We start from the raw sequence: 14,886 nt of genomic DNA on the forward strand, positions 1-14,886 counted from the left end.
ACAGGATTAATTGCACCACCAGTGTAAACTGATGCGTGAGTTAGGCAGGGGTTAGCCCAGTTTTACACTTCAGCTTTACAGCGCCGAGTTAATAGATGCTCTTTTCTCCAACTTTGAGGTGGAATACCGTGGTGTTGACGAAACTGTCGTGAGAAATGGCATGCATTTTGATAGCCAAGAGCAGAAGCAATCTGTTCAATAGTTTGATCTGTGTTTTGGAGTAGGGATCGTGCGGCAGTCATTCGGCGCTTAACAATCCAACCGTTGACAGTTTCTCCTGTAATTTTTGCTACTCGGTTAGTTAAGTAAGCTGAAGAGTAACCAACAGCTTCAGCGACATCGCAAAGCGTGATTCCTTGATCGAAATTTGCTTCTATATATTCAAAAACTTCTTTCAACTGGGGAACTGATGGAAAGATAGATTCAGAAGAAGCTTCTGATGAACCATTAGCAACATTGACTGGCTGTGCGAGTTGCTGGTAGCAAGCAGCATACCAATACTGGATGAGTTTAGCTTGTTTTTCCAACCTGACGGAAATAGCTCTTAATAACTGCTGGACTGTACATGGCTTGGTGATGTAGTCATCAGCTCCAAGCTCCATACCTTTACGAAGAGATGCTTTAGAATCACTACCAGTTAAAAAAATGAAAGGAACAATAGCTGTGACAGGATCTTGACGCAGTGCAGTCAAGACACCAAAGCCATCCATATCTGGCATTTTAATATCGCAAATCACTAAGTCAGGTACACACTCCTGTGCTTTTTGGATGCCAACACTACCATTTTCAGCACCAATCGTTTCAAAACCTTCAGCTTGAAGACCGTCCACGAAGATATTGCGAGTCATTACATCATCTTCAATAATTAAAATCTTTTTTGACGATTCCTGCATCATGTTTAATCACCAGAATATGTGGTAGTTGCTGAATTCAAGGTTCGAGTTATAGGAAACACTTATAGAGTGAGGAACTACGAGCAAGTTGATGGCAACTTAACGGTGAAAGTACTGCCTGCACCAACTACACTTTCTACAGAAATTTCACCTGCGTGTAGGTCAACAAGGGTTTTTACAATCGAAAGCCCCAGCCCAGTACCAGGTATACTGTCAACATTACTGCCACGATAAAATGGCTCAAAGATTTGTTGCTGATCTACAGCTGGAATACCGATACCAGAGTCTTTGATTTGAAAAATGACTTCTTGACTTTGACAAGTGAGTTCAAAAGCCACCTGACTCCCTGGCGCTGAATACTTGATAGCGTTTGAGAGCAAGTTCGTTAAAATATGCTGTAACAGCTTTGGATCTACATAAGCACTATTACAGACGCCGTTAGTAACAAAGTCAACTAACTTTTGGTTACCACTGGTTGACTGTATCTGTGCTACTATATCCAGACAAAATCTATTTAGGTTAATTAGTCTGGGCTCGCATATCAACTTTGCTGACTCTGCTTGACCATATAGTAAAATTTCATCAAGTAACTCACTAATTTGTTGAACAGCAACTTGAATCAAGTCGAGGTAAGAGCGGTTTTTTTCTTCAGTCCAATTATGAATGTGCCGTCTGAGTAAGTCGGCGGAAAAAGAGACAACGTTCAAAGGGGTGCGGAATTGATGGCAAAGCATGGAGACAAAGCGTTCCCTGAGTTCGCTGAGCCGTTTTGCCTGTTCGAGGGCTTGGCGAACTTCTGATTCTGCCTGCTTATAATCGGTAATATCAATCGCTGTAACTAGCTCAACTGAGTGATTTGAAAAATCCAGCACTCCATCAAGCGATCCCACCGTGCAAGCCAGCCAACGTTCTGTACCGTTTTTCGTCAGAATCTGCATCTCCTGATATTCACCACAGGCAGATCCATCCTGTTTGTGAACTTGCCTCAGCTTTTTATTTTTAATAAGTCTTTTAACTTCAAAGTTATTTAGCAATTCCTTTCTTGGGTAACCCGTAAGGCTCTCGGCAGCTGGATTTACATAGCAAATGCATCCATCATAAATGAGGAAGATGCTTGCTGCTGTGGTTTCTGCCAAAGTACGAAATCTAGATTCATTCAGCCTGAGGGCTTCTTCCGTTCGCTTGAATTCAGTAACATCCCATATACTCCATACTCTACCAATAATTTTGTCTCCAAGCCGTTGTGGTTTAGAGTAATGTGCAAATACCCTGCCATCTTTCAGTTCTACTAAATCGTAGCTCTCCTCATCTGATTGGCTGGACTTCTCCCAAACAGACCTGCGAAAAAGTTCTGCATCCTTAACCTTACTCTCAAAAAAGGTTTTAGCTTGGTTACATTTTTTGGAAAGATTGACGGATGGTGGCAACTGCCACATCTCTATTAACTTTTGATTATAGCAAAGAAAGTTCCCTTCAATATTTACTGCAAGTATACCATTTACCGTGGATTCTAAGGTAGAACGCAATAGAGAAAGAGATGTTTTTAGTTCCGTTTCTGTTTTTTTGTATTCAATAGCGTCCTGCTGCAAATCCTGTTGAACATCTAAGGACTTAGTAGCATAACGTTGCATACTTAATTCTACTAATTCATTACTGTTGTCACGGGCAAAAGCGCAACCAAACTCCCTACCTTGGTTTTTTGCGTAGTTAATAGTAATTTCTACTAGAAAAATTCTCCCTGCTTTGGTTTGGTGTCGCGATTTGAAGGTAATGGAACTTTGCCGTTTAAGGGTTGCCCATTGCTCTGACCAATTTTGTTGCAAAAAATCTATGTCTATGTTTTGGAGTGTCATCAGGAGTAATTCCTGACGGGAATACCCTGTCATTTGACAAAAGGCGTCATTGACATAGAGAAAGTGAGCGTTTGCATCCAAACAGAATGCGGCGTCTGCAACCTGATTGATTAAAATGTGTCCAAATTGGAACTTTTCTTCTGGCTCTTGGGCCGATTGAGAATTAGATTCAAATAACATATGGTCGCCAAAAGACATCGCCCCCCTCCCGCTTATTTGCATGAACCATCATTGTGGCGATCAATGGGCTTGTAATCTAGATTTCCTAAGTTGTTAGGGCTATTTTTTCCCCCAAAGATTAACTTATCAGAGTTTTAAGAAAAATTAATATATTTTTACAAAAACACTAAAAAATGAGACTTCCAATGCTTTCGACTAGCTTTGTGCTGTTTAACTCAACAGCTACTTGTAGCTTGTACAAGACTGTAGGAAGCAAAAACTTTAACAAACAACTTTAAGCTCTGAAGCACAGAGCTAAACCTGCATTTATAGTACTAAAGTACTATAAATGCAGTTGATTTGGGACGAAAGTGAAATAGCTATCATTTTCATGGAAAGACACTTTCTTTCATCAGCGTAACTTCTCTTAATTAACTCTTTCATGAATTCAACTACAAAATTATTTACAAAGTCATCCGTCATAAGAGATAGCCTTAAGTTGAACACCTATAGTATGTATCTCTAAGCATCTACCAACGGAAATAGCCTGTGTAAAGCTTGCCAGTGTATATGGCAACAGCGTTTTGGCAGATCCAAATTTAATGTTATATATTATACAAATAATCGTGGATTTTGAGGAAATTTGGCTAAAATATTAAGATTTTATTAAGAATAGTAGGTTTCCTACTTCTCCCATTTGCAATAGTTGCCCAATTGACTTGATTTTTCTTTTCAGATAATTAAATCTCTCAAGAAGAATTTGCAACTAAATTTTAGTATTGATGAGATAGAAGTCAAAATAAATTTGTCATCTGTCTAAAGTTATACAAATAAATTTTATAACTGATTGGCTTAATCTATCAGAAGACAGAAGAAAGTTGTTAGAACTTTCTCAGTAAGCGTTAAAATTAGCACAATGAAGAGCAAAAAAATTGATAACCCGATCAAAAGATTCTTCATTGCAGCAAGGTCTTGAGCTTTTGTAGTCTTGTTTCCATAAGCACAGGCTTGATTGTTTTATCTTGAACGTAAAGATTTATTTACTATCAAGAAAACGGAGAGATATCGTTCTCAGGATTCACCAAATATGGTGAGCCCTTTAAAAGAAGCAAACTTTGGCATGACAAATACCGGAGGCTGCGAGTGAAAGCGCAGCTAAGCAAGCTAACTGGCACCCTCTCCAAGATTCAGGGAGTACGTAGAAGCAATGAGCCAAAACTATACTCAAACAATCTCGAATAATGGCGCTCAGCCATACGAGGTATACCAACCAAATGGCGGTGTACAAACTGCACCGAATAGCAGTAAGCACCAAGCCAACGGACAATCGAAGGATACGAACATAGCCACTCTTGTTGTGGAAGACACACAACGCAGTCTTACGGTTGCGGATGCGATCGCAAGAATGATGGAAGCTTTGGGAGTAACCTCTGCCTACGGTGTTGCAGGCGGTGCGATGGCAACTCTTTGGGGTTCCCTATCGAACAGCCTCTTGGAAGTGCTAAACTTCCGTCATGAAGCAGGAGCTGCCTTTGCGGCAACTGAAACCTACTTTGCCACAGGTCGCCCTGCAGCAGTTTTCACGACAGCAGGACCGGGAATCACCAACGCTCTGACGGGGTTATTTGCTGCCCGTGGTGAAGGTGCAAAAGTGATTTTGCTCTCGGCTTGTACTTCAGCACCACAACGCGGACGGTGGGCTATTCAGGAAACCAGTAACGAAACATTGCCCAGTAATGGAATTTTTACATCTGGGACGATATTCAACTACGCAACTACTGTAGAAAACGCTGCACAACTTCCGCAGATTTTTCGCAAATTGGCTCTGGGTTTATCCCAACCTGGAGGTTTCGTTGCTCATTTGAGCATTCCCACTGCCGTACAAACAAGTTTACTCTCTGAGATGCCTTCATACAAAGGAGTTTACTGCTCTTTGGTCTCACCCAGCCAAGAAGCTATTCTGAAAGCTGCAGAATTGCTCTCAGAAGGACCGTTTGCCATCTGGCTGGGTTTTGGTGCTCGTGACGCAGCAGAAGAAATTCGCCAACTTGCCGAAATGACTGGAGCGGCAGTTATGTGTTCCCCTCGTGGCAAAGGCATCTTCCCCGAAGACCATCCCCAGTTTGTGGGCGTTACAGGTTTGGGCGGTCATGGTTCTGTCTTCACCTATATGCAACAGCAAACTCCTTTCCGGACGCTTGTGCTGGGAACGCGTTTGAGCGAGCCAACTTCTTTCTGGAATGAGACGTTGCTTCCTCCAGGAGGCTTTATCCATGTAGACATTGACCCTACAGTACCTGGGGTAGCCTATTCAAAGGCTGAAACCTTTGCTATTCAGTCTGATGTCAAAACCTTTTTACAAGCACTGTTGCAACACGAGCACCTAATTGCAAGTGCTGGCATAAAAGCTTTTAACTTACCCCGTCCCGAACAGCAGGTTCTTTCAGAAGGTCCAGACTCTCCAGTCAGACCAGAAGCCCTCATGCAGGCAATTCAAAAGGTAGTTGTTGAACGTAGCAATGCTATAGTTCTCGCTGAGTGTGGTAACTCCTTTACTTGGGCAACTCACCTTTTAAGATTTAACCAAGCAAACCGTTACCGTGTCAGCACCGGGGTTGGGGCAATGGGTCACGCCGTTACAGGAGTTGTCGGAGCTGCCCTTGGACGCAATGAGAAAGCTGTAGCTATTGTTGGGGATGGAGCAATGCTAATGAATAACGAAATCAGCACTGCTGTCAAGTACCAAATTCCCGCTGTCTGGATTGTACTCAACGATGCTCGCTACAATATGTGCCATCAAGGTATGGCAATGTTGGGGCTCACGGGTGCAGATCCATTAATCCCTGAGGCAGACTTTGTCATGATTGCTCGGGGTATGGGAGCTGAAGGAATCCGCATCAACAAAGAGTCCGATCTTGAGGCTGCACTAGAAAAGGCAATGGCAGCCCCCGGTCCATTCGTGGTTGATGTCATTATTGACCCCGATAAACGCGCACCATCCAAAGGACGAAACGCTGGTTTGGCAGCACAGGGAGTCAAAGCAGCTTCTAGCGAAAAGACCGTTTCATTTCCAAATGTTTCATTTCCAAATGTTTAGTCCTTAATCCTTTGTCCTTTGTCATTAGTTACTTTTCTAAGCACAAAGGATTAAAGACAAAGGACGAATGACACTGGACAAATGACGAATGTGAGGAGACAAATAGTGAACTTATTTGAAACAGTAACAGAAATGGGTCACGAGCAAGTGCTCTTCTGTAATGGCAAAGACCCAGAAATCAAAGCGATTATTGCCATACATGACACTAGTTTGGGACCTGCAATGGGCGCGACAAGGCTGTTGCCCTACCCTAATGAAGAAGCTGCACTCAGAGATGCTCTACGTTTAAGCCGTGGTATGACTTACAAGGCTGCTTGTGCGGGCATCCCAGTTGGTGGTGGGAAAGCAGTTATTATTGCCCATCCTGAAAATAAGAGTGAAGATTTATTTAGAGCTTACGGACGTTTTATTGAAAGACTCAACGGGCGTTTTATCACAGGTCAAGATGTGAATCTCACCCCCAATGATGTGAGAACCATCAGTAAAGAAACTCGATACGTAGTGGGGGTAGAAGAAAGGTCTGGAGGACCTGCTCCTGTGACAGCATGGGGTGTTTTTCTAGGGCTCAAAGCTGCTGTAGAGTTTCGTTTGCAGACCAAAGACTTGAAGGGTTTGAAAGTAGCAGTTCAAGGTTTGGGAAATGTAGGTAGCAATTTGTGCCAACACTTACATGAGAACGGGGCAAAGCTATTTGTTACTGATATCAGCCCAGAAAAGACAGAGCCAGTCAAGCGTCTTTATGGTGCAACTGTTGTTGAACCAGAAGAAATTTACTCCTTAGACGTAGATGTGCTCTCTCCTTGTGCTTTAGGGGGAATTCTCAATAGTGAGACAATTCCTCACATCAAAGCATCGGTTATTGCTGGTGCTGCCAATAACCAACTGGGAGTTGAGCAACTCCACAGCCAAATGTTATCCGCAAAAGGAATTCTTTACGCTCCTGATTACGTTATTAATGCAGGCGGGCTCATCAACGTTTACAACGAGATGATTGGCTACGACGAAGATAGAGCTTTCCAGCAAGTAAAGAATATCTACGACACTCTACTTGAAATTTTTGACAGAGCGAAAAAGCAGGACATCACAACCAACGATGCTTCCAAGCAGTTGGCAGAGGACAGAATCAAAAAAGCAAGACACCTCAAGGCTGTGGCTGTAGTGTAAAGGAGTAAGAAATGGTAACGGAAAAAAATACGTTTGCAACATCCGCATTTATTGCGACTGCGCCAGAAACTGCTTATGAGTACCTCTGTAGTTTAAAAAACCTCGACGAGTGGACACTTTATAGCCGGATGCAAGAGCAAGTTGACGAAGATACTTGGGTTGGAACTGCATCTGGTTATCAGACAAGGCTCTACTATCATGTTAAAAAACTGGAACACCCGGTTTTCCACGGTATTGAGTGGCACTGCGGGTTAGAGTATAAGAAATATTATCAGGTTTATCCTGTCCTGCTTTTCTCTCCCGATTACATTGAGCCGGGAACAGATGAAAAGGGCGTGTACTTACACTGGATCAGCTTTGTCGATCCAAAACGGCGCTCTCCATTAATTATGGAGGGAATTCACACGGTCCACACTTCCGAGTGCCGTTCCCTCAAAGGTAATTTGGAACGCAAGGCTGGTCTTACGACCGCAGCAAAAGGACGTTACTACATTGATACCGACACTATCTATGTTAATGCCCCGATAGAAATGGGGGTCGAGTTTCTGTCAGATCTGCGGACGATGGATGACTGGGCACACCTGCTGAGAGCAGATGGAGATATTGCTCCTCAGTCGGGTGAATTTCGAGATGAATATGACCAAAAGGTAAAAGTGACCCTGCGATCGCAACCTGTTAGCAAATGGCACTTGTTGGAACAGGAATACTATTATCCCGACCACAAATTTTATCAGCGCTGTGTAGTATTACTTATTCCCACATCCTATGCGTTTGGTGACCCTGAGGCTCCCGGCTTCATCCAGCACCGCATCGCATTCTGGAAAGTAGGCGAACAACTGCCTCACGGGAAACTCCAGATCGAAGACTTTGGCTCTGAAAGCTTGAACATCAAACGTCTTTTGGAAGCCAAAGCAGGTAACTTAAATAATTTAGCTCAAGGTCTGAGCTATATGCCAGAAGCAAAATAATTAGTGGTTAATAGTTAAGTAAATAACAAAATTAACTAATTATGTACAGATGCTTCAAACAGCGCGTCTCTACAACCACGATTTAAACAATCGTCAGGGTGACAACGCCGTTATTGCTTGTGCTGAGCAATGCAAAATTCAACCACCAACATCCAAATTCAACTCATGTTGTAACAGATGAAACTGAAGCAACTTTCGACTACATTTCTTTCGTTTTGCGTTGCCACTTTTTGTGGAATGAAAGCAGCAGAGGCTGCATCGTTTACAGTGCTTGCTGACGGTCTTGACAATGCACAAGGTCTAAGCGTGGGTCCTGACGGTAGTATTTATGTTGTAGAAGCGGGAAAGGGAGGGAATGGAGCTTGCGTTCCACCTCCAAGCGGTCAAGGTGATAACCTATGTTATGGAGCAAGCGGTGCAGTCACAAGAATTAAGGATGGTAAACAAGAGCGTGTCCTCACAGGGCTTCCCTCCATTGCAGCACCAAGTGGATCTCAAGCTGCCGGTTCTCGCGATATACTGTTTGATGCGAGTGGAAAGCCCTATGTTCTGATAGGGTTGGGAGCTAATCCAGCCGCTCGTAACGCTACGTTAAGTAATACTGACCTTGGGAAAATCATTGCTCCCGACTTTGAGACAAATTCTTGGATCGGTATTGCTGACATTGCAGGCTATGAACTTGCTAATAATCCAGATGGGGAAAATATAAGTAGTAGCCCGATATCTTTCTTAATAGATCGAAATAATTTTGTTTTAGTTGATTCAAGTGCAAACGACTTGCTGAGTGTAGGCACGGATGGGAGTAATTTGCAGGCGATTGCAGTTATTCCCAAGCAAACCATCACGAATCCAGTCTTCCCACCTTCCAACACCCCATCTGTTGAGCCATCAGAGGTACCAGATTCTCCCGAACCACCACCACTCACGGAAATTTCCACTCAAGCAGTACCTACAGGTGTTGCTAAAGGTTCAGATGGTGCTTATTACGTAAGCATATATACTGGTTTTCCATTTCTAGAGGGTGGGGCGAAAATCTATAGAGTTGGTTCTGATGGTCAACCAACAGTTTACGCAGATGGCTTTACGCAGTTGACTGACCTTGCTTTCGATGGAGAAGGCAACTTATATGCCTTGCAGTATGCTAATGAGTCTGCTTGGAAAGGAAATCTAGAAGGTTCTCTCATCAAAATAGCACCCGATGGCAGTCGTACAACACTCCTAAGTGGTGATGGATTGGAAGCACCTGGTGGTCTGACAATTGGTTCTGATGGTGCAATTTATGTGACAAACCGGAGCGGTCGCCTGGGACAAGGGCAAGTTTTACGAGTGAACAACTCAAAATCTGTTCCTGAATCTACTTCCACACTCGGCGTCCTAATATTAAGTGCTTTGGGCTTTTATCAGTTGCATAAAGGTAAGCGAAAAGCACTCGTAAATGGACTGGTGAAGAATAGCTAAAAAGTTTTGCCCAACACAAGAGCCTGACTCCTCACTCCTGGGTAAAAAGCTTCAAGTTGACAATGCTAGTTTCTCTCAAAAGGGAAGAACTGTAGCAGGAGACGCTTGATGTTTACGCCCCGATTACCGGGGTTCATTCTTAATAACGCTGATAAGACATTCCACAAACTACCAACTCTCAATTTAAACGTATGAAGTTTAAGTCATTTGCCCTTGCATTTCTCACGCTTTGTGCTGCGGCGAGCGGAACAAGTGCTGCACAAGCTGCATCATTCCAGGGAACTCCCGAAGTAGTTGCTAGCGGTTTTGATAACGCAAATCATGCTACCTTCGGTCCCGACGGCCTTCTTTACGTACCAGAAGGTGGTGTAGGCGGCGATGGTGATGGTGGAAGAAGATGTACGCCATCACCAAGTACTCAATACGTTCCTATATGTACTGGTGATACTGCTGCTATTTCCAGAGTTAATGTAGCAACCGGCTCATCAGAACGTATCCTTAGCAATCTTCCATCTTTAGCACAGCAACCATTGCAAGATCAGGGTGCGGGTCCTGCGGATCTTCAATTTTATAACGGTAAAGCTTATCTAGTATATGGCATGGCTGGCGATCCCAATAACCGGGATAGCATCCTGGAATCCCCTACCCTCGCACAGCTGTACGAAATAGACTTGAACACTGGTGAGAGGAAAAGCCTTGCCGATTTTGCAAAGTATGAAATTGAAAATAATCCCGACGGCACAGATTTGATTGTTAACCCCTACAGTCTAGCAATCAAAGATGGTTATGCTTACGTTACTGATGGGGGTGCAAATGTCATATACAAAGTGGGACTGAATGGCGAAGGCATTCTTAAAGCAAATGCTTTCCCCAAGCAACCCGCAGTCAATCTCAATTTCCCAAGCCCTGAGGCTTTGGGTCTAGGTCCAGAACAATCAATTGCTTTTCAGCCAACACAGCAATCAGTACCTACGGGTATCAAAGTTGGACCCGATGGTGCTCTATACGCAACGGAATACACTTATTTCCCATATCCAGAAGGACAAGCACGTGTCTGGAAAATCAGCGATGATTTGGAGCAATTCACCGCAGTTGCTGAGGGCTTTACCCAACTCACTGACCTAGCTTTTGATGAAAAAGGCGACTTGTATTTGTTGCAACACTACAACGTTCCAGAATGGGAAGCTCTTGCACCGGGCGGAGATAAGAGCGGTTCTATCATTAAACTAGCTGCTGATGGAACTCGCGAAACTATCTACAGTGGTGTAGAACTGGGTGCAGCTAGTGTTTTAGATTTTGGTCCGGATGGTAAATTGTACGCCGTAGCTGGCAGCCGATTCGCAAAACAAGGAACCGTCCTCGCTTTTGACCTTAAAGAAGGTGAGGGTGGAGCGAAGAAAGTGCCCGAACCTGCCACTGCAGTCGGCTTGGTCGCAGTTGCTGGATTTGCAGCTAAGATGCTGAAGCGCAAGCGCCAAGAAGATTTACTAGCTAAGGTAGAAACTCTCTAATTCCTCGTTTTTTGGCTCTTTCCAAGAAATGCCTAAGAAATAAGTTGCTGCCCAAAAAGGTCTTTAAAAAGGCAGCAACCCAAATTCAAAGTTCCCAGACAAAATCCGGGAACGACAAAACCTAAGTAAGAGTATAACTCGTAACACTGGGACTTCATCATGGGATTAGTAAAGAATTTATCAATTGCCTTGGTCAGTGCTGGCGTTATGGTATCGACAGTAGCTGCCCAAGCTAAAGCTGTCACCTTAACATACGATAGAAGTATTAGTGGTCCTGGCTTAGCTCCCGGACAACTCTTTGTTCCCCAGGGTGTAGGAGTGCAAGACTCGACTAACCTGTTCTTTGTAAGCAATGGTCGCGGTCTCAACCCGGACGGTTCTTTTAACCCAAATGTCGGTAACCGGGTTGATGTTTTTGACCAGCAGGGCAACTATCTGAGGTCAGTTGGCAGCGGTCGCCAAGGACGTGGAGAAGGGATTGACGAGCCAGCAGACCTAAAATTTGACTCTCAAGGCAACCTGCATATAGGTGATGTTTTCAACAGCGAAATTGATGTATACAATCCTAACACTGGTGAATACATCAGATCCTACGGTTCATTTGGCGGTCCTGTAGAAGGTAGGTTATTCTTCGGACCTGGTGGTATGTCCTTCGATCAAAAGGGGAACGTATGGATTACAGACTTTAGCACTGATGTAGTTAAGGTGTATGATGGTAACACTGGGGATTTAATTAAAACTATTGGTAGCAGTGGTAACGAACTAGGTCAATTTGTAGGACCTGCGGGTATAACCGTTTCCCCAAACACTGGCAGAATTTATGTAGGCGATCAATATAACGGTCGCATTCAAGTTCTCGATTCCGAAGGTAATGCTCTGTTTGCCTTTAGCGAACGGGGCTCCGCACCTGGGCAATTAAGAGAGCCAATCGGTGTAGAAGTGGACGAGTACGAAAACATCTACGTAGCTGATTCTCAAAACAGCCGCGTTCAGGTATTTGATAAGGACGGCAACTTCCTCACTGCATTTGGTGAACCTGCCCGCAATGCTGCGGGCGAAATTGTGCCGCCTCCAGGCCAGGGTGGTCTTCCCTTTGGCGATCCTCTCGTCCTCGAACCAGGCGTCTTTAACTGGACTGCTGGTCTACACTACGACAGAGGCAAACTCTACGTGGGTGATTTCTTCCAAGGTCGCGTCCAAGTGTTAAACGTGGACAACAAACCTGCAGCCAAGGTACCTGAACCTGCTTCCATATTAGGTTTAGGTGCGGTAGTAGCTGGGGCTGCTGCTATCCAATTGCGGAAACATCGGCAACGCAAGTTAGTAACTGGTTTAGAAGGATAACTACAAATCCTATTTAATCTTGTAGGCTGAGCACTGCTTACCACACTTTGAAACAGCGGTTAATGCTCACCCTACTCATAATCTTGCATTTCCTCAACCCCTAACCTCTTTACCAGGCAATGTCCACCAAATATTCAAGTGGTGGGCAATGCCCACTACTTAACTTCACATTCATTTTGTCATCAACTTTTCATCCGTTTATAGTAATTTCGTACTATTATTTGATGAACAGTTTAACTCCAAACATAATTTTTAACAAATCTCAACAAACAGAATAAACTTTATTACACATTATTTTCTTATTTTTTGTAAATTTTTAATAATTACTTACAAAATTATATTATTCTTAATTTTTTTTTTGATGAAAATAAACTAGATAACTGGCGAATACGCAGTGTTTATGACAGTATAAGTAAAAGCAAATAGACCAATATTTTCAGTTTAATTAACCAAATATCTTATGAATACTGAATTTTTGTTTTAGTCGTTTAACCAATATATTTATCAACTTACTTTTTTAGCTCATCAAGCTCGCATTAATTCTTTACTATGGTTTCTACAACTTGTTTAGAAAAAACCAATATTAAGATTACTGACTTACTGTATAGCTGGCTAAAACAGCGCCTTGCTAAAGAAACTCTCGACTGGTTAGATGCCAAAAAAGAGCAGATAGGAACTGGTACCAAAGTGCGAGTTTTTTTCAGTGCGTTCAGTGCTGTACCGCGCTACACAGGTAAAAGTGACTTAAACTTAACTGCAGAAGACTTGGAAGTTGCTTCCGGCATCAAGGCAGATTGGTTGCCCACTCATTGGAGTGTAGACCAAACAGCCCGAATATTCCTAGTCCTGTCTTTACCTCAAGACGACTCAGACAAGTTCTTGCAAACTTTAGAGCAAGTTTTTACTGCAGCCGATGTAGGAGAACTTGTTGCTCTTTACCAAGCTTTACCACTTTTACCTTATCCAGAAAAGTTTCGCGCTCGTGCTGCTGAGGGAGTTCGCAGCAACATGACAGCGGTTTTCAATGCTGTTGCTTTACGCAATCCCTATCCAGCAGAGTATCTTGATGACATCGCTTGGAATCAGATAGTCCTCAAAGCTTTGTTTGTAGGTAGTCCTCTACATCTCATCCAAGGGCTGGATCGGCGTGCCAATTCGGAACTAGCCAGAATGCTAACTGATTACGCTCACGAACGCTGGGCAGCTGGGCGTTCAGTATCTCCCGAACTTTGGCGATTGGTCGGGAGATTTGCCAACACATCAATGTTACCGGATTTGGAGCGAGTGATACAAAACCCCGACCCCGTTCAACAAAGAGCGGCTGCTCTTGCGTGCGCCGAGTGTCCTGAACCCTCAGCTAAAAAGTTACTCGATCGCTATCCAAACTTACAAGCAGAAATTCAAGCAGGGCTTCTTTCTTGGAAAACGCTATTAGTTAGTAGTTTTACTAACCACTAACCACTAACCATTAACCATTAACCATTAACCAAGATACGAATATGAACGGTCATATGATGTTTATAGATCCCCACATTCACATGAGTGCCCGCACAACTGACGATTACCAAATGATGCGGCAATCTGGAATTGTGGCGGTGATTGAGCCAGCATTCTGGTTTGGACAACCCCGTACTAGCGTTGGTTCTTTCCAAGACTACTTTAGCAGCTTAGTGGGGTGGGAAAGATTCCGAGCTGCTCAGTTTGGAATCAGGCATTATTGCACAATTGGACTAAACTCCAAAGAGGCAAATAACGAGCCATTGGCAGAGCAAGTTATGGAGCTTTTGCCCCTATACGCTTGTAAAGAAGGTGTTGTTGCCATTGGTGAGATTGGCTACGATGATATGACTCCAGCAGAAGACAAATATTTTCGCTTGCAGTTGGAGTTGGCAAAAGAATTAGATATGTTGGTGATGATCCACACGCCCCACCGAGACAAAAAGGCAGGAACCAGTCGCAGTATGGATGTCTGTCTGGAACACGGATTAAAACCATCACAAGTGATTGTAGATCACAACAACGAAGAAACCGTGCGGGAAGTTTTGGATCGTGGATTTTGGGCAGCCTTTACGATCTACCCCAATACAAAAATGGGTAATGCTCGTATGGTCGAGATTGTACGTCAATACGGATGCGATCGCATTATCGTAGACAGCAGCGCTGATTGGGGAGTGAGCGATCCCCTAGCCGTGCCCAAAACAGCCCAGTTGATGTTAGAAAGGGGAATTCCAGAAGCTCACGTGCAAGCCGTGTGTTATGAAAACGCACTTGCTGCTTACAGCCAAAGCGGTCAAATGCAAGAGTCCGACTGGCTCAACCCATCACCAATAGATCAACGCCAGTTGTTTAATGGTAACTCCGTACTGCGGGGACAAAAACCATTAGTAGAAGAGCCCAACCGCGAATATGCCCTTATTGAATAAAGAGTTAGTAGTTAGT

General features: G+C 43.7%; 10 protein-coding genes. 8 read left to right on the forward strand and 2 right to left on the reverse strand.

The annotated features are described in order from the left end of the window. Positions 1–62 precede the first annotated feature (62 nt). Both ACYRY3_RS41500 and ACYRY3_RS41505 read right to left on the reverse strand, forming a co-directional pair. The gene (locus tag ACYRY3_RS41500) at positions 63–896 is read right to left on the reverse strand and encodes a response regulator transcription factor (protein WP_460207677.1); all 834 of its coding nucleotides are present in this window, start codon (positions 894–896) and stop codon (positions 63–65) included. A 74-nt stretch (positions 897–970) separates the two neighbouring features. Then, entirely contained in the window at positions 971–2,944 is a 1,974-nt protein-coding gene (locus tag ACYRY3_RS41505) for a scytonemin biosynthesis sensor histidine kinase (protein WP_460207678.1), read from the reverse strand. 1,168 nt (positions 2,945–4,112) lie between these two features. Here ACYRY3_RS41505 and scyA point away from each other — a divergent pair. The 8 genes from scyA to ACYRY3_RS41545 all read left to right on the forward strand — a co-directional run bounded on the left by scyA (position 4,113) and on the right by ACYRY3_RS41545 (position 14,870). Beyond that, positions 4,113–6,002, forward strand: coding sequence for a scytonemin biosynthesis protein ScyA (gene scyA / locus ACYRY3_RS41510; protein ID WP_460207679.1), 1,890 nt, complete (start codon positions 4,113–4,115; stop codon positions 6,000–6,002). Between the two features lie 105 nt (positions 6,003–6,107). Next, positions 6,108–7,166, forward strand: coding sequence for a tryptophan dehydrogenase ScyB (gene scyB, locus ACYRY3_RS41515; protein WP_460207680.1), 1,059 nt, complete (start codon positions 6,108–6,110; stop codon positions 7,164–7,166). Positions 7,167–7,177: 11 nt separating this feature from the next. Further along, positions 7,178–8,134 (forward strand): scytonemin biosynthesis cyclase/decarboxylase ScyC, encoded by a 957-nt coding sequence (scyC, locus tag ACYRY3_RS41520; protein WP_460207681.1) that lies wholly within the window; start codon positions 7,178–7,180, stop codon positions 8,132–8,134. 177 nt (positions 8,135–8,311) lie between these two features. Then, positions 8,312–9,592 (forward strand): ScyD/ScyE family protein, encoded by a 1,281-nt coding sequence (locus ACYRY3_RS41525; RefSeq protein WP_460207682.1) that lies wholly within the window; start codon positions 8,312–8,314, stop codon positions 9,590–9,592. Positions 9,593–9,783: 191 nt separating this feature from the next. Continuing rightward, positions 9,784–11,103, forward strand: coding sequence for a ScyD/ScyE family protein (locus ACYRY3_RS41530; RefSeq protein WP_460207683.1), 1,320 nt, complete (start codon positions 9,784–9,786; stop codon positions 11,101–11,103). 159 nt (positions 11,104–11,262) lie between these two features. Further along, positions 11,263–12,447: a scytonemin biosynthesis PEP-CTERM protein ScyF gene (scyF, locus tag ACYRY3_RS41535; protein ID WP_460207684.1), complete on the forward strand. Its 1,185-nt coding sequence runs from the start codon at positions 11,263–11,265 to the stop codon at positions 12,445–12,447. 549 nt (positions 12,448–12,996) lie between these two features. Further along, the gene (locus ACYRY3_RS41540; RefSeq protein WP_460207685.1) at positions 12,997–13,905 is read left to right on the forward strand and encodes an EboA family metabolite traffic protein; all 909 of its coding nucleotides are present in this window, start codon (positions 12,997–12,999) and stop codon (positions 13,903–13,905) included. Between the two features lie 41 nt (positions 13,906–13,946). Further along, entirely contained in the window at positions 13,947–14,870 is a 924-nt protein-coding gene (locus ACYRY3_RS41545; RefSeq protein WP_460207686.1) for a TatD family hydrolase, read from the forward strand. Positions 14,871–14,886: the final 16 nt, after the last annotated feature.

It is taken from the genome of Scytonema sp. NUACC21 (genome assembly GCF_054684315.1).